General features: G+C 59.5%; 22 protein-coding genes. 8 read left to right on the forward strand and 14 right to left on the reverse strand.

Annotated features, from left to right (window positions below):
• Positions 1-50: 50 nt before the first annotated feature.
• Both erpA and argC read right to left on the reverse strand, forming a co-directional pair.
• Positions 51-401, reverse strand: a complete 351-nt coding sequence (gene erpA, locus ACVVH8_RS26895; protein WP_003228776.1) for an iron-sulfur cluster insertion protein ErpA — start codon at positions 399-401, stop codon at positions 51-53.
• Positions 402-569: 168 nt separating this feature from the next.
• Positions 570-1,604, reverse strand: a complete 1,035-nt coding sequence (gene argC, locus ACVVH8_RS26900) for an N-acetyl-gamma-glutamyl-phosphate reductase (protein WP_016983465.1) — start codon at positions 1,602-1,604, stop codon at positions 570-572.
• Between the two features lie 135 nt (positions 1,605-1,739).
• Between argC and hemJ the strand changes: the two genes are divergently transcribed.
• From hemJ to coq7, 6 genes are all read left to right on the forward strand, one after another.
• The gene (gene hemJ, locus ACVVH8_RS26905) at positions 1,740-2,168 is read left to right on the forward strand and encodes a protoporphyrinogen oxidase HemJ (protein WP_103304384.1); all 429 of its coding nucleotides are present in this window, start codon (positions 1,740-1,742) and stop codon (positions 2,166-2,168) included.
• A 33-nt stretch (positions 2,169-2,201) separates the two neighbouring features.
• Positions 2,202-3,170, forward strand: a complete 969-nt coding sequence (locus ACVVH8_RS26910; protein WP_213026731.1) for an NAD(P)H-dependent flavin oxidoreductase — start codon at positions 2,202-2,204, stop codon at positions 3,168-3,170.
• A 77-nt stretch (positions 3,171-3,247) separates the two neighbouring features.
• The gene (locus ACVVH8_RS26915; RefSeq protein WP_401304221.1) at positions 3,248-4,204 is read left to right on the forward strand and encodes a DUF805 domain-containing protein; all 957 of its coding nucleotides are present in this window, start codon (positions 3,248-3,250) and stop codon (positions 4,202-4,204) included.
• Positions 4,205-4,265: 61 nt separating this feature from the next.
• The gene (locus ACVVH8_RS26920; RefSeq protein WP_025113537.1) at positions 4,266-5,054 is read left to right on the forward strand and encodes an SDR family NAD(P)-dependent oxidoreductase; all 789 of its coding nucleotides are present in this window, start codon (positions 4,266-4,268) and stop codon (positions 5,052-5,054) included.
• 81 nt (positions 5,055-5,135) lie between these two features.
• On the forward strand, positions 5,136-5,474 hold the full coding sequence (locus ACVVH8_RS26925) for a histidine triad nucleotide-binding protein (protein WP_003228789.1): 339 nt from the start codon (positions 5,136-5,138) through the stop codon (positions 5,472-5,474).
• Between the two features lie 194 nt (positions 5,475-5,668).
• Positions 5,669-6,316 (forward strand): 2-polyprenyl-3-methyl-6-methoxy-1,4-benzoquinone monooxygenase, encoded by a 648-nt coding sequence (gene coq7 / locus ACVVH8_RS26930; RefSeq protein ID WP_103304494.1) that lies wholly within the window; start codon positions 5,669-5,671, stop codon positions 6,314-6,316.
• A 119-nt stretch (positions 6,317-6,435) separates the two neighbouring features.
• On the opposite strand, the gene speD is transcribed toward coq7, so the two are convergent.
• Both speD and ACVVH8_RS26940 read right to left on the reverse strand, forming a co-directional pair.
• Positions 6,436-7,230 carry an adenosylmethionine decarboxylase gene (speD, locus tag ACVVH8_RS26935; protein WP_475227199.1) on the reverse strand — a complete coding sequence of 265 codons (795 nt, stop codon included), beginning with the start codon at positions 7,228-7,230 and terminating at the stop codon, positions 6,436-6,438.
• A gap of 237 nt (positions 7,231-7,467) precedes the next feature.
• Entirely contained in the window at positions 7,468-7,890 is a 423-nt protein-coding gene (locus ACVVH8_RS26940; protein WP_007941657.1) for an OsmC family protein, read from the reverse strand.
• 237 nt (positions 7,891-8,127) lie between these two features.
• Here ACVVH8_RS26940 and crp point away from each other — a divergent pair, with 237 nt between their 5' ends.
• Positions 8,128-8,772, forward strand: a complete 645-nt coding sequence (crp, locus tag ACVVH8_RS26945) for a cAMP-activated global transcriptional regulator CRP (RefSeq protein ID WP_103304388.1) — start codon at positions 8,128-8,130, stop codon at positions 8,770-8,772.
• A 9-nt stretch (positions 8,773-8,781) separates the two neighbouring features.
• Here crp and ACVVH8_RS26950 read toward each other — a convergent pair whose 3' ends face one another.
• From ACVVH8_RS26950 to ACVVH8_RS26965, 4 genes are all read right to left on the reverse strand, one after another.
• Positions 8,782-9,480: a lipoate--protein ligase family protein gene (locus ACVVH8_RS26950; protein ID WP_475227201.1), complete on the reverse strand. Its 699-nt coding sequence runs from the start codon at positions 9,478-9,480 to the stop codon at positions 8,782-8,784.
• A 97-nt stretch (positions 9,481-9,577) separates the two neighbouring features.
• Positions 9,578-10,417 (reverse strand): indole-3-glycerol phosphate synthase TrpC, encoded by an 840-nt coding sequence (trpC, locus tag ACVVH8_RS26955; RefSeq protein ID WP_103304390.1) that lies wholly within the window; start codon positions 10,415-10,417, stop codon positions 9,578-9,580.
• Positions 10,414-11,463, reverse strand: a complete 1,050-nt coding sequence (gene trpD, locus ACVVH8_RS26960) for an anthranilate phosphoribosyltransferase (RefSeq protein ID WP_475227204.1) — start codon at positions 11,461-11,463, stop codon at positions 10,414-10,416. The genes trpC and trpD overlap by 4 nt, the downstream gene beginning before the upstream one ends.
• Before the next feature lie 9 nt (positions 11,464-11,472).
• Complete coding sequence (locus ACVVH8_RS26965) at positions 11,473-12,066, reverse strand: aminodeoxychorismate/anthranilate synthase component II (RefSeq protein WP_213026735.1); 594 nt, start codon at positions 12,064-12,066, stop codon at positions 11,473-11,475.
• 407 nt (positions 12,067-12,473) lie between these two features.
• Between ACVVH8_RS26965 and estP the strand changes: the two genes are divergently transcribed.
• On the forward strand, positions 12,474-14,381 hold the full coding sequence (estP, locus tag ACVVH8_RS26970; protein WP_401302911.1) for an esterase EstP: 1,908 nt from the start codon (positions 12,474-12,476) through the stop codon (positions 14,379-14,381).
• Positions 14,382-14,687: 306 nt separating this feature from the next.
• Here estP and trpE read toward each other — a convergent pair whose 3' ends face one another.
• The 6 genes from trpE to ACVVH8_RS27000 all read right to left on the reverse strand — a co-directional run bounded on the left by trpE (position 14,688) and on the right by ACVVH8_RS27000 (position 21,333).
• Positions 14,688-16,166: an anthranilate synthase component I gene (trpE, locus tag ACVVH8_RS26975; RefSeq protein ID WP_475227206.1), complete on the reverse strand. Its 1,479-nt coding sequence runs from the start codon at positions 16,164-16,166 to the stop codon at positions 14,688-14,690.
• 71 nt (positions 16,167-16,237) lie between these two features.
• Positions 16,238-17,056: a phosphoglycolate phosphatase gene (locus ACVVH8_RS26980; protein WP_103304395.1), complete on the reverse strand. Its 819-nt coding sequence runs from the start codon at positions 17,054-17,056 to the stop codon at positions 16,238-16,240.
• Positions 17,053-17,727 carry a ribulose-phosphate 3-epimerase gene (gene rpe, locus ACVVH8_RS26985; RefSeq protein ID WP_007918813.1) on the reverse strand — a complete coding sequence of 225 codons (675 nt, stop codon included), beginning with the start codon at positions 17,725-17,727 and terminating at the stop codon, positions 17,053-17,055. The genes ACVVH8_RS26980 and rpe overlap by 4 nt, the downstream gene beginning before the upstream one ends.
• Before the next feature lie 80 nt (positions 17,728-17,807).
• The gene (locus ACVVH8_RS26990; protein WP_475227208.1) at positions 17,808-18,956 is read right to left on the reverse strand and encodes an iron-containing alcohol dehydrogenase; all 1,149 of its coding nucleotides are present in this window, start codon (positions 18,954-18,956) and stop codon (positions 17,808-17,810) included.
• A 292-nt stretch (positions 18,957-19,248) separates the two neighbouring features.
• Positions 19,249-20,073 carry an ABC transporter permease gene (locus tag ACVVH8_RS26995; RefSeq protein WP_064589486.1) on the reverse strand — a complete coding sequence of 275 codons (825 nt, stop codon included), beginning with the start codon at positions 20,071-20,073 and terminating at the stop codon, positions 19,249-19,251.
• Positions 20,074-20,085: 12 nt separating this feature from the next.
• Positions 20,086-21,333 carry an ABC transporter permease gene (locus tag ACVVH8_RS27000; RefSeq protein ID WP_103304397.1) on the reverse strand — a complete coding sequence of 416 codons (1,248 nt, stop codon included), beginning with the start codon at positions 21,331-21,333 and terminating at the stop codon, positions 20,086-20,088.
• Between the last annotated feature and the right edge of the window lie 20 nt (positions 21,334-21,353).

Raw genomic sequence — 21,353 nt, forward strand, 5'->3', positions numbered from 1 at the left:
CCGCAGAACCGTGAGGCTCTGCGGCGCTTTGTTGTGTGCAGCGAGTGCAATCAGATCGAGAACGAAGACCCGCAACCACACGTGGTGGTGGCGTTCGGATTCTTGATCACGAAGCGCGAACCTTCCAGACCTTCCTGGTAGTCCACTTCGGCACCCGCCAGGTATTGGAAACTCATCGGATCCACCACCAGACTCACGCCTTCGCGCTCGACAATGGTGTCGTCCTCGGCCACATCTTCATCGAAGGTGAAACCGTACTGAAACCCCGAACAACCGCCGCCCGTAACGAATACGCGCAGCTTCAAGCGATCATTCCCCTCTTCATCGACCAGGCTCTTCACCTTGTGCGCGGCACCCTGGGTGAATTGCAAAGCCGTGGGGGTGAAGGATTCGACGCTCATGCTGACTATCTCCCGGCGTTACGCCGCCATAATGCGTGATGACGCGCATTATCCGCTTGTCCTAGAAAATCGGTCAACTATTGTTACGGTATATCAATAAAGCCGATCACCGGTTCAGAATGCAAAAAGGCCCGCTTAACGGGCCTTTTTGCTGTGCGCGATAAAGTGTTACGGCAGCATACCGGCATGGGACAGGCCGAAGCGCTCATCCAGGCCAAACAGAATGTTCATGTTCTGCACAGCCTGACCCGACGCGCCCTTGACAAGGTTATCGATCACCGACAACACCACCACCAGATCACCATCCTGCGGACGATGCACCGCGATACGGCAAACGTTGGCACCACGCACGCTGCGGGTTTCCGGATGGCTGCCAGCCGGCATCACGTCGACGAACGGTTCATTGGCATAGCGCTTTTCGAACAATGCCTGCAAATCCACCGAACGATCGACCACCGTCGCGTAAAGCGTCGAGTGGATACCACGAATCATTGGCGTCAGGTGCGGAACGAAGGTCAGACCAACGTCCTTGCCTGCTGCACGACGCAGGCCCTGACGAATTTCCGGCAGGTGACGGTGACCCTTTACCGCGTAAGCCTTCATGCTTTCCGACGTCTCGGAGTACAGCGAACCTACAGCCGCACCGCGACCGGCACCGCTGACACCGGATTTGCAGTCGGCGATCAGACGCGAGGCATCGGCCAGACCCGCCTCAAGCAACGGCAGGAAACCCAGCTGAGTAGCAGTCGGATAGCAGCCCGGAACAGCAATCAGGCGCGCTTTTTTTATCTGCTCGCGATTGACTTCAGGCAGACCGTAAACCGCCTCGTCCAGCAGCTCCGGCGCGCCGTGCGGCTGACCGTACCACTTGGCCCACTCTTCTGCATCCTGCAGACGGAAGTCGGCCGACAGGTCAATGACCTTGGTGCCCGCTGCCAGCAGTTCACCCGCCAGTGCGTGAGCAACACCATGCGGCGTGGCGAAGAACACCACGTCGCAAGCGCCCAGAGTTTTGATGTCCGGCACGCTGAATGCCAGGCCGTCGTAGTGGCCGCGCAGGTTCGGGTACATGTCAGCCACGGCCAGACCGGCCTCGGATCGGGAAGTGATCACGACCACTTCTGCCTGCGGATGCTGTGCCAACAGACGCAGCAGTTCGACACCGGTGTAACCCGTGCCGCCGACGATACCGACCTTGACCATAAACCTGCCCTCAACGAACCCACTGGAAAGCCGTCGATAATAGGGGCCGCGCGCGCCTGCGACAACCGTCAAGGTGACGTGCGGACGCTCAAGCCTCTACTATCCGGGCTACCGTGAACCTGGGAATAACTAAAAATGCTCTATCTATGGATCAAAGCGTTTCATATCGTCAGCATCGTGTGCTGGTTTGCCGGCCTGTTCTATCTGCCGAGACTGTTCGTTTATCACGCGCAAAGTGAAGACACGATCAGCAAAGAACGCTTCAGCGTCATGGAGCGCAAGTTGTATCGCGGCATCATGGGGCCGGCGATGATCGCCACGTTGATCTTCGGCGGCTGGCTGATCTATCTCAATCCGAACATCTTCAGCATGGGCGGCTGGATCCACGCCAAGCTGACCCTTGTGGTCCTGCTGATCGGTTACCACCACATGTGCGGCGCGCAGGTAAAACGTTTTGCCCGTGGCGAGAACACCCGCAGCCATGTCTTTTATCGCTGGTTCAATGAAGTCCCGGTTCTGATATTGCTGGCTATCGTAATTCTGGTCGTGGTCAAGCCGTTCTAACTTCAACAAGTACAACTCTTTGGGGTGTTCATAATGTCGTTGCCCGCTTTGCTCGAACAACGTCTGCGTTTGCCGGTAGTGGCGGCGCCGATGTTCCTGATTTCCAACCCGGAACTGGTGCTGGCCTGTTGCCGAAACGGCGTGGTCGGCAGCTTTCCGGCACTGAATCAACGCGAAAGCAGCGGGTTCAAAGCCTGGCTGGAGCAGATCGAGGCGGGCCTAGCGACACTGGACAACCCGGCGCCATACGCAGTGAACCTGATTGTTCACAACAGCAACCCGCGCTTGCAGGCGGATTTGAACATCTGCGTCGAGCATAAAGTGCCGATCGTCATCACCAGCCTTGGCGCCGTCAAGGAACTGGTGGATGCGGTGCACAGCTATGGTGGACTGGTCTTTCACGACGTCACCACGCGCCGGCATGCCGAGAAGGCTGCCGAGGCCGGTGTCGACGGTTTGATCGCGGTTGCGGCCGGCGCCGGGGGTCATGCTGGCACCTGGAGCCCGTTTGCGCTGATCGCCGAGATCCGCGAGTTCTTCGACAAGACGTTGCTGCTTGCAGGATGTCTGAACCATGGTCATGAGATTCTGGCTGCGCAGATGCTTGGTGCGGATTTGGCCTACTTCGGCACGCGCTTTATCGGCACCACCGAAAGTCATGCGCCTGACGCCTACAAGGAGATGCTGCTGACAGCCAAAGCAGCAGACATCATCCATACTCCAGCGGTGTCGGGAGTACCGGCCAGTTTCATGCGCCAAAGCCTGGAGGCGGCCGGTTTTGACTTGGCCGCACTGCAAGGCAAAGGTGAAGTGAATTTCGGCGACAAGCTCAAACCGATCAGCGACGAAGCCAAGGCCTGGAAGACCGTGTGGTCAGCCGGCCAGGGTGTGGGGCAGATCGATGATCTGCCAAGCGTCGATCAGTTGATCACGCGCCTCGACGCGGAATATCGTCAGGCCCAGGAACGTGCAGCACAGTTGCCGAAGCGCTGGCCGCGCTAAAAAATCAGGCCAGTCGCGAGCAGACTGGCCTTACACTGACGACCTTTGAATCTAATCGCGACAAGGATGCCTCGGCCATGAGTGACCCCCGTTACAAGATCGTTTTCGACGGTGCTCTACAGCCCGGCGTCGACATCACCACTGCCAAGCTCAATCTGGCAGACCTGTTCAAAAGCGACGTGGCCGCCATTGAGCGCCTGTTCAACGGCCGCACAGTGGCACTCAAACGCGATCTGTCCCATAGCGACGCGCAAGCCTATCTGCAAGCGCTGAGCAAAACCGGGATCGATGCACGCGTCGAAACTGAAACTGCCATCGAGCTGAATCTCTCGGACGTCCACGAGCACTCCCCTGCTCCTGCCTATGCAGAGCCTAGCTCGCCTTATGCACCTCCCCAGGCCAACGTCGGTGAAAACCTTCCGGCATTCGCCATGCTCAAGCCGTTCAGCGTCGAAGGCCGGATCGGGCGCCTGCGCTTTCTGGCCTGGACCATGGTCGTAACGCTGGTGAGCCTGCCGATTCTCAGCATATTCGCGCTGATCGCCGTGGGACTTGTAAGTTCCGACTCCACCGGTGGCCTGATCATCGGCGGCATCGTCGCGGTCTTTTTAGGCTTGGCGCTGGTCATCATCAGTATTCTGTTCACTGTTCAGCGCCTGCACGATATCGGCTGGTCCGGCTGGCTGTGGTTGCTCAACCTCGTCCCGCTGGTCGGCAGTATTTTTCCTTTTGTGATCATGGTCGTACCAGGCAATACCGGCGCCAATCGTTACGGCCCACCACCGCCGCCCAACAGCACGGCGGTCAAAGTGCTGAGCGCACTGTGGATCGTGTTTATCGGGCTGTTTTTTGTGGGTGGAATGCTCGGAGGGATCTCGGCCATTCAGCAGGAGTACGAAACCAGCCTCGAAAGCAGCTACGACAGCGGCTCGGTGACCACCGATGAAATCGACGTAGAGGTCGAACCGGCAGCGAATTCCGCTGACGATGCAGCCGAAGCGGCGCAGGCCCCTGTAGACTCTGCGAAAGAATGAACAGCGCTCCCCGCCGTGACACCCGCGTCGCTGGCGCGGAGCTGTTGCGATGGAGAATTGCATGACCCGTTACGCTCTGATCACTGGCGCCTCCAGCGGCATTGGCCTGGCCATGGCCGAAGCCCTGGCTCGGCGCGGCCGCAGCTTGATTCTGGTGGCAAGACAGCGTGATCAGCTGGAAAGTATTGCAATCGAACTGACCCAACGCTTCGGCGTTGAGGTGTTGTTTCGTGCCTGCGACCTGGGCGAGCCGTTGCGCCTGTCCGGTTTCCTGCTGGAGCTGGAAGAAGGCGACCGGCAGATCGATCTGTTGGTGAACTGCGCCGGCATTGGCACCTGCGGCCCGTTTCTCGCTCAGGACTGGATGACCGAGCAGGACCTGATTGAAGTGAACATCCTCGCCCTCACCCGCCTGTGCCATGCCATCGGCAACAGCATGGCGCTGCAGGGTGGCGGCCAGATTCTCAACGTCGCCTCGGTAGCGGCGTTCAATCCTGGCCCGTGGATGAGCACCTATTACGCCAGCAAAGCCTACGTGCTGCACTTCTCCGAAGCACTGCGGGTCGAGCTCAAACAAAGCGCGGTAAAGGTATCGGTGCTCTGCCCCGGCCCTACCCGCACGGCTTTCTTTCGTACCGCACAACTGAACAGCGACAAACTCAAAGACAGCAAATTGCTGATGAGCCCGGAAGAAGTCGCGCTTTACACCGTGCGAGCACTGGAGAAGAACCGCGCGATCATCATTCCGGGACGACGCAATCGCTGGTTCGCCTTTCTACCGCGACTGGGTTCGCGCTGGCTCAATCGCACCATCGTTGGCATGGTCAACAAGGCCTACTGCCCGCGCTGAACCGTCCTACGGCAAAACAACTGGGCGGGTTCATTCCCCATGAGTAGACTCAGACTCGCCCACACAACGGAGAAAACAGCAGTGGATACTCTGTTCACCAAGATCATCAACCGGGAGATCCCGGCCAAGATCATTTACGAGGACGACCAGGTTCTGGCGTTCCATGACATCGCTCCACAGGCACCGGTGCATTTTCTGGTGATCCCGAAGAAACCGGTGCGCACCCTCAACGACCTCACCGAAGACGACAAGGCACTGGCCGGGCACATCCTGTTCACAGCGCAACGTCTGGCGCTGGAGCTGGGCTGTGAAGAAGGCTTCCGGGTGGTGATGAACTGCAATGAAAAAGGTGGGCAGACCGTCTACCACATTCATATGCATGTACTCGGTCAACGCCAGATGAACTGGCCGCCGGGCTAAACGTCACACGCACACTGTGGGAGCGAGCCTGCTCGCGAAGACGTCGGCACATTCAATTCATCAGCGCCTGACAATATGCCTTCGCGAGCAGGCTCGCTCCCACGAAAGCTTGACCGCGCATCAAATGACCCAGCGCAAACCTTCTCCGGCCGATTCGGTTAAACTGGCCGCCGAGATTCTTCCCGGAGGTCAGCATGACTACCCAACGTCACTATTCGCCAATTGACCGTCTTCTGCTGCAAGCCGATGCCGCGATGCGTACCTTGTTGCCCTTCAGCGGTCAGCCGTACCGTCCTTCGCCGGCGATTCTGCAGCCGGAAACGCAAATGAGCGACGAAGACACTCGCCATGTTGCCGGCCTCATGCGCATCAACCATACCGGCGAAGTCTGTGCCCAGGCGCTGTATCAGGGGCAGGCACTGACCGCCAAGCTGCCGCAGGTACGCGAAGCCATGGAGCACGCGGCCGAAGAAGAGATTGATCATCTGGTCTGGTGCGAACAGCGCATTCACCAGTTGGGCAGCCATACCAGTGTGCTAAATCCGCTGTTCTACGGCATGTCATTCGGTATTGGCGCGGTTGCCGGGCTGATCAGCGACAAGGTCAGCCTCGGGTTTGTTGCGGCGACCGAGCATCAGGTGTGCAAGCATTTGAATGAGCATCTGGAGCAGTTGCCGGCCGAGGATGAGAAGTCCCGGGCGATTCTTGAGCAGATGCGCATCGATGAAGAACATCACGCAGAGAGTGCATTGGAGGCGGGTGGTTTCCGGTTTCCGGCGCCGGTGAAGTTCGGGATGAGCTTGTTGGCCAAGGTGATGACCAAAAGCACTTATCGGATCTGAGATCTGTTTGGGTGCTGAGGGCCTCATCGCGAGCAGGCTCACTCCTACAGGGCTCTTTGTTTGAGCAATAAAAAAGGCGACGGTCCTGAGACAGTCGCCTTTTTTTGTGCCTGAAACTCTTACGCTGGCATGTTGCGCGCGTAGAAAATCTCGAGCATTTCGTGTTTCACACGTTCGGTCACCTGGGCACGCTGCTCAGAGGACAGGTTGCTTGTGGCGTCGCCGAACAGGTAGTTGTCCAGTTCGAAGTTTTTCAGCAGCATTTTGGTGTGGAACAGGTTTTCCTGGTACACGTTCACGTCGGTCATCTGATACGCGTCGCGAGTGTCTTCGGACAGGTAGTTCTGAATCGAATTGATCTCGTGGTCGATGAAGTGCTTGTTACCCTCAACGTCACGGGTGAAGCCGCGCACACGGTAATCCACAGTCACGATGTCCGAATCGAACTGGTGAATGAGGAAATTGAGCGCTTTAAGCGGTGAAATGACACCACAGGTCGACACATCGATATCCACACGGAAAGTCGCGATACCGGCGTCCGGATGGATCTCCGGGTAGGTATGCACCGTGATGTGGCTCTTGTCGAGGTGGGCCAGGATAATTTCGGGCAAAGGACCCGGCGATTCTTCGATCTGGCTTTCGGTCGGGGTTACCGGCTCTTCCGAGATCAGAATCGTGACGCTGGCACCCTGAGGCTCATAGTTCTGACTCGCAATGTTCAGAATGTTGGCACCAATGATTTCGACAACTTCCGTGAGGATCTGCGTCAGGCGTTCGGCGTTGTACTCTTGATTGATGTACTCGACGTAAGCCTGCTGGTCTTGCGGGGTCTCCGCGTAGCAGATGTCATAGATGTTGAAGCTCAAGGTCTTTGTCAGGTTATTGAACCCGTGGAGCTTGAGTTTGCTTTTCACCGTTAAAAACTCTCTATGTATGCGGCACGGCCGCGTGATCAAGCATGCCCGTCAAGTGCGAACAACGCACCTGCGTAGGACGGTTAACACCTCTTCGCGATGGCGATTTTGGTTATCTGTTCAGGCGGATGACCCGTCGGTTGACCGATCACTGCCCTGAAAAAAGTGGCGCATTATGCAGACGTCAGCGGGGGATCGCCAGAGTCTGCACTGCTTTTATGATAGTTGAATGTCGGCTCAACCGAGTTCGATGATTTCGTAGTCGTGGGTAATTGCCACACCTGCGGCGCCAAGCATGATCGAGGCCGAGCAATACTTTTCGGCGGATAGCTCGATGGCGCGTTTGACCTGAGCTTCTTTCAGGCCACGGCCCTTGACCACGAAGTGCATGTGAATCTTGGTGAACACCTTCGGATCTTCGGTTGCGCGCTCGGCTTCAAGGAAGGCTTCGCAGCTCTCAACAGCCTGACGGGACTTCTTCAGAATGCTGACCACGTCGAAGTTACTGCAGCCGCCGACGCCCAGCAGCAGCATCTCCATCGGGCGAACACCCAGATTACGACCACCGGCGTCCGGCGGACCATCCATGACCACGACATGACCGCTGCCGGACTCGCCGAGGAACATGGCTTCGCCAGCCCATTGGATGCGTGCCTTCATCGCCAAGACTCCACTGTAGAAAAAAGGGTCGCCAGCTTAGCACAGCGCCCCGGTCTGACAGCCAGCGGCGATCCTAGGACGGATGCCTCTAGGACGTAGGTAATTTCTCGAATTTTCGACGAAGTGTCTGGTAAGCTGGCGCCAATTCGCTGGCGCCCATGCCAGCTGTGTAGCGACCGCCTTCAGCGCCTCATAAAAAAATCAAACATCACCGTGCAGTCTTTTCGGGATACAACCATGGTTGCTATTACCCCAACACCCAAAATCAAGAACCTCGACAAGCTGCTGATGCATTGCCAGCGTCGTCGCCATGCGGCCAAGAGCAACATTATTTGTGCTGGCGACCGTTCCGATACGCTGTACTTCATCATCAAGGGCTCGGTGACGATCCTGATCGAGGATGACGATGGCCGCGAGATGATCATCGCTTACCTCAACGCCGGAGATTTCTTCGGTGAACTGGGCCTGTTCGAACAGGCGGGCCAGGAGCAAGAACGCAGTGCCTGGGTGCGAGCCAAGGTCGAATGCGAAATCGCCGAAATCAGCTACGCCAAGTTCCGCGAATTGTCCCAGCAGGATCCAGACATTCTTTACGTGCTGAGCGGACAAATCGCGCAACGCCTGCGCAACACCACGCGCAAGGTCGGCGATCTGGCATTCTTCGACGTCACTGGTCGTGTCGCCCGTTGCCTGCTGGAGTTATGTAAGCAGCCGGACGCCATGACCCACCCGGACGGCATGCAGATCAAGGTGACGCGTCAGGAGATCGGGCGGATTGTCGGCTGTTCACGGGAGATGGTCGGTCGCGTGCTCAAGGATCTTGAGGAACGCAACCTGGTCGACGTGAAAGGCAAGACCATGGTGGTCTTCGGTACGCGGTAAGCCGGTAAATCAGGCGCTGTACATCTGCGCCAGCATCAGACGAAACAGCTCATCAAGACGCGCCAACGCCTGTGGCGCGTTGAATTTTTCGTGCAGGGCAATGTGGCTTTGCGCCCGCACCCGCTGCTCCAGGCCGCAAGCTTCATTGAAGCGATTGACCGCCGCCACCATCGATTCACGCTCGTTATCCATCAGCATTGCACCGTGGACCAAGCCAACCGGACGTTGTCCGCCCTGACTCTGGCGCCAGCGCTGCGCGGTGCCGACCATCTTGCGTCCGTCGAGATTGACGTTGAAACGACCGTCGCAGAACGCACCGTCGATTTCACCCAACGACGAAACGCCACCCAACTCATCGAGTAACTGACAGATCGGATCGCATAGACGTCGATAGCCGGTTTCGATCCGGTTCAGATCGCCTTCGCTGCGTGGCGGGGCGTAGACCAAGGCGATGTTGATGGTTGCGGCCGATTGCGGGACCGGTTCACCGCCGGTTTCACGCAACAGCACCGGCCAACCGGCAGCAGCGGAGACTTCGCAGGCGTGTTCGAATCCGGGCAGGCGATTGAGGCGGCGCGGCATGACCAGGGCGCGGTCGCTGGGTTGCCAGAACAGCAGGCCGAACTCGGCGTCGCCGGCGCAGATCGAGGCCAGTAAATCCTGTTCGGCTTGCAGGCCGGCTTCGATGGTCAGGGGGGTGGGGATCATAAGGGTTCCGTAGGACGATGAGTCTGAGGTGAGTCTTATGCCGCCTTCGCGGGCAAGCCCGCTCCCACAGGGGACGCGGGCGCCTGAGAAGACTTGATCAGTCGAGGGTCGAACCGCTGACTACCGGACCACCGCGCTCCGGGAAGAACAACCGCTGCAGTTCGGTGCCCGGGTTTTCCGCGCGCATGAACGCCTCGCCGACCAAAAACGCGTAAACGTCGCTGATTTCCATTAGCTCGACATCGGCGCGGTTGAGAATGCCGCTCTCGGTAATGACCAGGCGATCACGCGGAATACGCGGCAACAGGTCGAGGGTGGTTTCAAGGCTGACGTCGAAGGTGTGCAGGTTGCGGTTGTTGATCCCAACCAACGGCGTGTCGAGGGTTTTCAACGCGCGCTCCAGCTCATCGCCGTCATGCACTTCCACCAGCACGTCGAGACCGACGCCTTTGGCGACGGATGCCAGCTCGGCCATTTTCACGTCATCCAGTGCGGAGACGATCAACAGCACGCAGTCGGCGCCGAGCGCACGGGCTTCGACGATCTGGTACGGGTCGATCATGAAGTCCTTGCGGATCACCGGCAACTTGCACGCCGCACGCGCCTGTTGCAGGTAGATGTCGGCGCCCTGGAAGTAATCGATGTCGGTCAGCACCGACAGGCAGGTCGCCCCGCCCTTCTCGTAGCTTTTGGCGATGTCGGCCGGCACGAAGTTCTCGCGGATCACGCCTTTGCTCGGCGAGGCCTTTTTGATTTCGGCAATCACCGCAGGCTGCTTCTTCTTGGCTTGCGCCAGTAATGCCTGGGCAAAACCACGGGGTGCATCGGCCGCCTTGGCCAGACTTTCCAGCTCGCTCAGGCTGACGCGAGCGCTACGCTCGGCAACTTCCTGAACTTTGCGCGCCAGAATGTTTTCCAGAACCGTCGGTACACTCATCCCTCATTCTCCACTTTGAATACCGCGGTAAAGGCACCCAGCTCCTCGAGTTTTTCCCGAGCGAGCCCAGTGTGCAGAGCGTCGTGCGCAAGCTCCACGCCCTGTTTCAAACTGCTGGCCAGGTCAGCGGCATACAGCGCCGCACCGGCATTGAGCACAATCATTTCGGCGGCTTTCTGGCCGTTTTCGGTTTTGCGCTTGCCCAACGCGTCGCGAATCAGCGCCAGCGACGCTTCCGGGCCTTCGACCGACAGACCGTGCAGGCTCTGGCTCTTCATGCCCAAGTCTTCGGGTTCGACCCAATATTCAGTGATTTCGTTGTTTTTCAGCTCGGCGACAAAAGTCGGCGCAGCGAGGCTGAATTCGTCCAGGCCATCTTTCGAATGCACCACCAGTACGTGTTTGCTGCCCAGACGCTGCAAGACTTCGGCCAGCGGCCGGCACAAGGCTTGAGTGAAAACGCCCACCACCTGATGTTTCACACCGGCCGGATTCGTAAGCGGGCCGAGCATGTTGAACAGCGTACGCAGACCGAGATCGCGGCGCGGGCCGGCGGCGTACTTCATGGCTTTGTGGTGCGTCTGGGCAAACATGAAACCGATGCCGACGTTGTCGATGCAACGGGCGACTTGAACCGGCGTCAGGTTCAGATAAATGCCGGCCGCCTCCAGCAGATCGGCACTGCCGCTTTTGCCCGAGACCGCGCGGTTGCCGTGTTTGGCCACGGTGCAACCGGCAGCGGCGACAACAAAGGAAGAAGCGGTCGACACGTTGAAGATGTTGGCACCGTCACCGCCGGTACCCACCACATCGACCACGCCGTCGAGGGTTTTCAGTTCAACCTGATCGGCCAGCTCGCGCATGACCGACACGGCGCCGACGATTTCGTCGATGCTCTCGCTCTTCATGCGCATGGCCATCATGAACGCGCCGATCTGCGCGTCGGTGCATTGGCCAGTCATGATTTCGCGCATCACGTCGCGCATTTCATCGGTGCTGAGGTCGAGGTGATCGACGACACGGCTCAGGGCTGTCTTGATATTCATGGGAAGTCCTTAGCGCGTGCCGCCGGTTTGTTTGAGGAAGTTGGCAAACAGTTCATGGCCCTGTTCGGTCAGGATCGACTCGGGGTGGAACTGTACGCCCTCAATGTTCAGGGTCTTGTGACGCAGGCCCATGATTTCGTCGACGCTGCCGTCATCGTGTTGCGTCCACGCGGTCAGCTCCAGGCAATCGGGCAACGTCTCGTGCTTGACGATCAGCGAGTGATAGCGGGTAACGGTCAGCGGATGATTCAGGCCTTGGAAAACGCCCTTGTCCTCGTGGAATACCGGGCTAGTCTTACCGTGCATGACTTGGCGGGCACGTACTACGTCGCCACCGAAGGCCTGGCCGATGGACTGGTGGCCGAGGCAGACACCGAGGATCGGCAGTTTGCCGGCAAAGTGCTTGATGGCTTCGATGGAGATGCCGGCTTCGCTCGGCGTGCAAGGACCGGGGGACACCACGATACGCTCGGGGTTGAGTGCTTCGATTTCGGCGATGGTCAGTTCGTCGTTGCGCACGACTTTGACTTCGGCACCCAGCTCGCCGAGGTATTGCACAACGTTGTAAGTAAAGGAGTCGTAGTTGTCGATCATCAGCAACATGGCGTTTCGAACCTCTTGAATTCTGACTTGAAGACAGCCTTCAGATGACTTGCCCGCAGGGCGCTGCACGATGTCGGACGCGCCAGTGGCGTCGGCAAAGCGGTATTTCAAACGGGCAAGGAAGGCAAAGCGATACAGATCCGGCGGAGCCGGCAGAAAAGATTCAGGCGCGCCAACGCCAGCGGGCGTGTGCCTTGATGACTTGATCCAGAAGTTTGCTGGTGATCAACACGGGGAAGGTCTCGTTCATACGTTCCGGCACAGTAACTTAGCTGGGCGGAGCGTGCAATATGGCCGGGCCTGCGGGAGATAAAACCGGGGGAGGATTCGCGACCGATGGCAAAAGGCCGGAAGTTTTTGGTACTGTCGTTTCGTTCACCTACAACAATAAATAAACGGACTTGCTCATGATCAAACAGACGTTGTTTGTACCGCTGGCCGGATGCTTGCTCGCACTGGCCTGCGCCCAGGCGAATGCAGCGCCAAATCCCTACTCGAATTTCATTGTCTTCGGCGACAGCCTCAACGATGCCGGGACCTTCACCGACACCGGCGGCCCGGCCGGTGCCACTCAGCGCTACACCAACCGTACCGGCCCGGTTTATCTGGACGGCAGCGGTGAACAGCGCTCGCTGAATGCCACCCAACTGCTCGGTGGCCGCCTCGGTTTCACCCCGGACCAGACAGCGTCTTCCAGTTCGGCTGTACGCGCCAACGAGGGCCTGCCGGATGGCAACAACTGGGCAGTGGGCGGATATCGTACCGACCAGATTCTCGATTCGATCACCACTCAATCCGCGACCGGCGAACGCACCCGCGCAGGCTACTTGCCGTCGAACGGTTTGCGCGCCGATCCGAACGCGCTGTACTACATCTCCGGCGGCGGCAACGACTTCCTGCAAGGGCGGATTCTCAGCCTGCCTCAAGCCAATGCCGGTGCCGACCGATTGGCCGACAGTGTGCAAGCGCTGCAAACCGCCGGCGCCAAATACGTGATGGTCTGGCTGTTGCCTGACGTCGGCCTTACCCCGGCCATCAACGGCACCCCGTTGCAGGCGTTCAGCAGTCAGCTCGCCAGCCAGTTCAACAGTCAACTGGTGACCCGCCTGCAAGGCATCAACGCCGAAATCATTCCGTTGAACATTCCGGTGTTGTTGTCGGAAGTGTTCGCCGACCCTGGGCGCTTCGGCCTCGCCACCGATCAAAACCTGACCGCGACCTGCTTCAGCGGCAGCAGTTGCCCGGAAAACGCCCGTTACGGCATCAACAGTGCGACACCGGATCCGAGCAAGTTGATCTACAACGACGGCGTACACCCGACCGAAGCCGGACAGAAACTCATCTCCGATTACGCCTATTCACTGCTCGCCGCGCCGTGGGAACTGACACTGTTGCCGGAAATGGCCCACGCCACCGTGCGTGCGCATCAGGATGAGCTGCGCAGCCAATGGCAGGCGGACTGGGAGAACTGGCAAGCGGTCGGCCAATGGCGGGCGATTGTCTCCGCCGGCGGCCAACACTTGGATGTCGACAGCCAAAGCAGCGGCGCCAGCGCCGATGGCAGCGGTTACAACCTGAATGTCGGCGGCAGTTATCGCCTCAACGATGCTTGGCGCGTTGGCGTGGCAGCGGGCTTCTACCGGCAGAACCTGGAGGCCGGTCATAACGATTCGGACTACAAACTCAACAGCTATCTGGCTACAGCGTTTGCCCAATTCCAGCAAAACCGTTGGTGGGCTGACGCGGCATTGACCGGCGGCAAACTCGACTACGACAACCTCAAGCGCAAGTTCGACCTGGGCGCCAGCGAGGGTGCGGAAAAGGGTGATACCGACGGCCATCTGTGGGCCTTCAGCACCCGTGTCGGTTACGACATCGCTCAGCCAGGCAGCGAATGGCATCTGTCGCCGTTCGTCAGCGCCGATTACGCCAGCGTCGATGTCGATGGCTACTCGGAGAAGAGCAACCGCGCCACGGCACTGACCTTCGATGACCAGGCTCGCGATTCGAAACGTTTGGGCGTCGGCATTCAGGGCAAGTACAACTTCACTCCGCAAACTCAGGTGTTTGGTGAGTACGCGCATGAGCGTGAGTACGAAGATGATGTGCAGAAGGTCAACATCGCGCTTAATACCTTGCCGGCGAATGACTTCAAGCTTGAGGGCTATACGCCGCAGAGCCACTTGAACCGTTTGAGTTTGGGCGTCAGCCACAAGCTCACGGCGGATCTGGCGCTGCGTGGCGGGTACACATTGCGCAAGGATGATGACTTTACCCAGCAGGGCGTGAATGTTGGGGTGGTATTGGATTTTTAAGCGGTAGATCAAAAGATCGCAGCCTACGGCGGCTCCTACAGGGGTTTGCTGCAGGCCATAAAAAAGCGGCGCCCTCACAGGCGCCGCTTTTTTTATGGATCATATTTTCCGGGATGGGCGACATTGACCTGTGGCGAGGGGATTTAGCGAAACGTCGCACTGCCCCGATCGGCGGCGCAGCAGTCGCAAATCCATTGCGCACGGTACACCTGAAGAATCCGTGTTGCAGCTTTCAGGGCCGCTTCGCGCCCCATCGGAGATAAATCCCCTCGCCACAAAGGCTCACGCCTACAGGGGGATGTGTGGTCAGTCCGGGGTTTGCTCGGCCAGGGCCACGGCGCGGAACATCGCGCGGCGTTTGTTCAGGGTCTCTTCCCATTCCAGCACCGGGACCGAGTCGGCGACGATGCCGCCACCGGCCTGCACGTGCAACTCGCCGTTCTTGATCACCGCGGTGCGGATCGCAATCGCAGTGTCCATGTTGCCGTTCCAGGCGAAGTAACCGACTGCACCGCCATACACGCCACGTTTGACCGGTTCCAGCTCGTCGATGATTTCCATCGCACGAATTTTCGGCGCGCCGGACAAGGTGCCCGCCGGCAGAATCGCCCGCAATGCGTCCATCGCCGTCAGCCCGGCCTTCAACTGCCCGGTAACATTGGAAACAATGTGCATCACGTTGGAATAACGCTCGATGACCATTTTCTCGGTGAGCTTCACCGAACCGATTTCCGAAACACGCCCCGTGTCGTTACGCCCCAGATCGATCAGCATCAAGTGCTCGGCAATCTCTTTGTCGTCCGACAGCAGGTCTTCTTCCAGCGCCAGATCGGCTTCTTCGGTGGCGCCACGCGGGCGCGTGCCGGCAATCGGGCGCACGGTGATCAGGTTGTCTTCGACCCGCACCAGCACTTCCGGCGAACTGCCGACGACGTGGAAGTCGCCGAAGTTGAAGAAGTACATGTACGGCGTCGGGTTGAAGCAACGCAGGGCGCGGTACAGATCGATCGGCGCAGCCTTGAAGTCGATCGACATGCGCTGCGACGGCACGACCTGCATGCAGTCACCGGCGAGGATGTACTCCTTAATGGTATCAACGGCTTTTTCGTAGTCGTCCTGGGTGAAACTGGAACGGAACACCGGATCAGCCGCTTGCTGCTTGCTGAAGTCCAGGCCACGGCGCGGAGTGATCGGCTGGCGCAATTTCTCCAGCAGTTCCTGCAATTGCGCCTGACCTTGCTCGTAGGCATCTGTCTGCGAAGGATCGGCCAGGACGATCGCGTGCATCTTGCCGGCGAGGTTGTCGAACACCACGACAGCGTCGGAGACCATCAGCAAAATGTCTGGCACGCCCAGCGGATCCGGGTTCGGGCATTTGCCCAGGCGCTTCTCGACATAACGCACGCAGTCGTAACCGAAGTAACCGACCAGGCCACCGTTGAAACGCGGCAGGCCGGCGATGGTCGGCACGTTGTAGCGCGCCTTGAAGGTTTCGACGAAGGCCAACGGATCTTCAACGTCGTGGCTTTCGGTTTCGACGCCATCAACAGTGATGCTCACGTGATGGTCGTGAACCCGCAACACGGTGCGGCACGGCAGGCCGATGATCGAGTAACGGCCCCATTTCTCGCCGCCCTGCACCGATTCGAGCAGGTAGGAGTTGGGCTGGTCGGCCAGTTTCAGGTAGATCGACAGCGGCGTGTCGAAGTCGGCCAGGGTTTCGCAGGCCAGCGGGATGCGGTTGTAGCCGTCGGCGGCCAAGCGCAGGAATTCTTCGCGGATCATAAGGTGCCTCGTGGTGTGAGGGGCAAATCAGTCAGGTGTGCAAACGCGCCGGCAGGCCGGCCAGGAACAAGTCAGGCGCGCCAACGCCAGCGGGCCAGGGCCTTGATGACTTTCATCCAGAGTTTGCGGGTGACCACCACGATGGCGTTTCCAGAAGGGGATTGAGAAGCGTCGGGCAACGTTATCTCAGCGGCCGTACCGAGGCAACCGGGAATTAGCTTGCGCAGATCGTCGATCACCAGCGCCGGGGATTCCTCGGCAATCGGTCGGCCATGGTTGTAGCCGTAACTCAGTGCCACGCATTTGACCCCTGCCGCTTTCGCCGCCAGCACGTCGCTGCGCGAGTCGCCGACGAACAACGATTGCGAGGCCGGGATGTTGGCCATTTTCATCACGAAGAACAGCGCGGCCGGGTCAGGCTTCTTCTGCGGGAGCGTGTCACCGCCGATGATCCACTTGAAGTAGCGGCCGATCTTCATCTGATCCAGCAACGGCGCGACGAAGCGCTCCGGCTTGTTGGTGATCAGCGCCATGGCCACGCCCTGCTTGTGCAGCCACTTGAGGGTGTCGCGCACGCCGGGATAAACCACGGTCAGCTCATGGCTGGCGCCGTAAGCCTCCATGAAAACCTCGAGCGCGTGCTCGGCCTCGACGTCATCCACGGCGGAATGATCGATGCCACCGGCCAGTGCGCGGCGTACCAGCACTGGCGCGCCGTTGCCAACCCACTCGCGCACCGCGTCGATGCCCGCAGGTTGGCGGCCGAGGGTGAGCAGCATGTTGTCCACCGCTGCCGCCAGGTCGGGAACCGAGTCGATCAGCGTGCCATCCAGATCGAACATCACCAACCGTGGCAGTTTGCCCGGGAACAGCTGCTCAAAACCGCTCATGGACGTGCCAGCGCCAGCTCGGAACGCATCTTGTCGATGACTTCCTGATAGTTCGGCGCGTTGAAGATCGCCGAGCCGGCCACGAACGTGTCGGCGCCAGCGGCGGCGATTTCACGGATGTTGTTGACGTTGACGCCGCCATCGATTTCCAGACGGATGTCACGGCCCGAGGCATCGATGATCGCCCGCGCTTCGCGCAGTTTGTCGAGGGTGCCGGGAATGAACTTCTGCCCGCCAAAGCCCGGGTTGACGCTCATCAGCAAGACCATGTCGACCTTGTCGATCACGTACTTGAGCACGTCCAGCGGGGTCGCCGGGTTGAACACCAGACCGGATTTGCAGCCGCCCTCACGGATCAGTTGCAGCGAGCGATCGACGTGCAGCGTGGCTTCCGGGTGGAAGGTGATGTAAGTCGCGCCGGCCTCGATGAAGTCGCCGACGATGCGGTCCACCGGGCTGACCATCAGGTGCGCGTCGATTGGCGCAGTGACGCCGTATTTGCGCAGTGCCGCGCAGACCATCGGACCAATGGTCAGGTTGGGCACGTAGTGGTTGTCCATGACATCGAAGTGAACGAAGTCGGCACCAGCGGCCAGAACGTTGTCTACTTCTTCGCCGAGGCGGGCGAAGTCGGCAGAGAGAATCGACGGAGCAATTACGAAGGGCTGCATGACGCACCTTTTCTGAGCTAAATCACGATGGCGCGCATTGTATACCTCAAGTTTCCGCGCGCGCACCGTGACCGCGATGATCAGTAGGCTGCGCGGTAGATCTTCTCGATATCGATGGCGCTGAGCTTGCGCGGGTTATTACGCATCAAGCGCTCGATGCCCGCGGCCTCCACGGCCATGGCCGGGATCGCCTCTTCCGGCACACCGAAACTGCGCAGACCGACGGGAATTTCCACCGCCACGCACAAGTCGGTCATCGCCTGCACGGCTTTGTCTGCCGCTTCGCTGGCACTCAGATGAGCGGTCTTCACCCCCATGGCTTCGGCAATATCCTGCATGCGTTCGACGCAGGCCATTTTGTTCCAGGTCATGACATACGGCAGCAACAAGGCATTGCTGACCCCGTGAGCGATGTTGTAGCGCCCGCCCAACGGATACGCCAGCGCATGCACCGCGCCAACCCCGGCATTACCGAACGCCATGCCGGCCATCAGGCTTGCGGTGGCCATGTCTTCGCGGGCTTGCAGATTGGCGCCGTTGGCGTAGGCCTTGGGCAACGCCTTGGCAATCAGTTTGATGGCACCGATGGCCAGCGAGTCGGTGATCGGCGAGGCATTTACCGACAGATAGGACTCTATGGCGTGAACCAGCGCGTCGACGCCACTGGCGGCGGTGACGCTGCGCGGGCAAGTCAGGGTCATCTGCGGGCTGACCAGCGCCACGTCCGGTAATAGAAAGTCGCTGACGATGCCTTTCTTCAACTGCGCGACTTTGTCGGAGAGGATCGCCACGTTGGTTACTTCCGAGCCGGTGCCGGCGGTGGTCGGAATGGCGATCAGCGGCGGGCCTTTGCGCGGCACCTGGTCGACGCCAAACAAGTCTTCCAGCGCACCGTGATAACCGGCATACGCCGCGACACTTTTGGCGATGTCGATGGCACTGCCGCCACCCAAGCCGATCAAGCCGTCATGCCCGCCCTCGCGATAAACGCGCATGCAGTCTTCGACGATGGCGATTTCCGGGTCCGGCAGTACGCGGTCGAAGATCTCGTAATCGCGCCCGCCGAGTTGTACCAGCGCCAACTCGACGGTGCCGGACTTGACCAGCGCGGCGTCGGTGACGATCAGTGGGTTGTCGATGTCGAGGCGTGTCAGCTCGGCCGCCAGTTGTTCGATGGCTGCAGCGCCGGTGATCAGTTTGTGAGCGATTTTGAACTGGGACAGACTCATCGTGCGCAGCCTCTTATAGATGTGGGAGCTGGGCACAAGATTAGCTGAGGGTTTGGGGTTGTCTGCTATTCAGGTGGTGAATGACTATCGAAGACGATAGCAAGAGCAAGAGCCCCTCACCCTAACCCTCTCCCCGGGGAGAGGGGACTGACCGAGGTGGATGGAGGAGATACACCGAAGTGCGATACCGCGTCGAACTCAGGTTTTGAAAACCATGAACATCCGCTCCCTTTCCCCCTCGCCCCCCTGGGGGAGAGGGCTGGGGTGAGGGGGTAAGCTTTTGATCTGGCTCTTAAACCTGAGCGGTACGCAGTTTTTCACTACGGCCGCGCAGCCATTCGAGGGTCAGCAGCAGGATGACGGAGAAGGCGATCAGCAACGTGGCAGCAGCGGCAATCGTCGGACTCAGGTTCTCCCGAATCCCGCTGAACATTTGCCTTGGCAACGTCGCCTGCTCAGGCCCGGCCAGAAACAGTGTCACCACCACTTCATCAAACGACGTCGCGAAGGCAAACAGCGCCCCGGAAATTACCCCCGGCGCAATCAGCGGCAAGGTCACCCGGCGGAACGCCGTCAGCGGCGATGCACCGAGACTCGCGGCCGCACGCACCAGATTGTGGTTAAACCCCTGCAACGTCGCCGACACCGTGATGATCACAAACGGCACACCCAGCACCGCATGCACCACGATGAGCGAAAAGAAGCTGTTACCCAAACCCAACGGCGCGAAGAACAGATAACTCGCCACACCAATGATCACCACCGGCACCACCATCGGCGAAATCACCAGTGCCATTACCAGTGATTTTCCGGGAAAGTCGCCACGGGTCAGGCCGATCGCCGCCAGCGTGCCAAAGACCATCGCCAGCACCGTCGCGGCCGGGGCGACGATGATGCTGTTCTTCAGGGCGCGCATCCATTCCGCCGAAGCAAAAAAATCCTGATACCAATGCAGGGAAAAACCCTGCAACGGATACACGAGGAAACTGCCCGAGTTGAACGACAGCGGCACGATCACCAGCACCGGCAGAATCAGAAACAGCAGGATCAGGCCGCAGAGGATCCGCAAGCTGTAGAACCACACCCGTTCGATGGGCGACATGTAAGGACTCAGCATTTCAAATTCCCCTTAGCTCAGGCGCAGGCGACTGGCGCCCACCAGCCAGCTGTAGATCAGATAAAGCACCACGGTCGCCAGCAGCAGCAAGCCGCCCAGCGCAGTGGCCATGCCCCAGTTGATGCTGGTGTTGGTGTAGAACGCGACGAAGTAGCTGACCATCTGATCGTTCGGACTGCCGAGCAGCGCCGGGGTGATGTAGTAGCCGATGGCGAGGATGAACACCAACAGGCAACCGGCGCCGACACCGGCATAGGTCTGCGGGAAGTACACCCGCCAGAAACTGGCGAACGGATGGCAGCCCAGCGAGATAGCGGCGCGCATGTAGGTCGGCGAGATGCCTTTCATCACGCTGTAGATCGGCAGGATCATGAACGGCAGCAGGATGTGCACCATCGAGATGTACACGCCGGTCCGGTTGAACACCAGTTCCAGCGGTTTATCGATGATGCCCATGGCCAGCAGCGCACTGTTGATCAACCCGCCTGATTGCAGGAGCACGATCCATGCGGCGACCCGTACCAGAATCGAAGTCCAGAACGGCAGCAGCACCAGAATCATTAACAGGTTGCTCTGGCGCGATGGCAGGTTCGCCAGCAGATACGCCAGTGGATAAGCGAGGAGCAGGCAGATCACCGTGATGATCAGGCCCATCCAGAAGGTGCGGGCAAAGATATCGAGGTAGATCGCCTGATCCGGCGTGGCCGGGGCGATTTCGCCGAGGTCGTCGATACGGTGGTCGACCGCCGCCAGCAGGTAGTAAGGCGTGATACTGCTGGTGTTGCGTTTCACCGCTTGCCAGTAGGCCGGATCGCCCCAACGCTCGTCGAGCGCTTCCAGTGCTTCTTTATAGGAGGCCGGTTCGCTGGCGAATGGCAGCGCCCGGGCGGTTTTGGTCAGCAGGCTGCGATAGCCGGCCAACTCCATGTTCAAGCGCTTGGACAGATCGCCCAGCGTCTGGTTTTTGCGTGCTTCGGCGAGGTCTTCGCCGGCGGCTTTGTAGACCGGCTCAGCGGGCAAGCCACGGCCGTCCCAACTGGCGATGGCCGCCACCGTGCGCGGCATGCCGCCGACCACTTCGGGGTTGCCGACGCTTTTGTAGAGCAGCGCCACGATCGGCACCAGGAACACCAGCAACAGAAACAGCACCAGCGGCGCAATCAGCGCCTGGGCCTTCCAGCGGTTGACCCGCTCGGCGCGTTTGAGCTTCTGCTTCAAGGTGGGGCTGGCGCCCTCGTTCAGGGGAACGGCGATGGCCATGACGTACTCCGCAAATCTTT

The organism is Pseudomonas trutticola BRTCR10 (assembly GCF_056155105.1).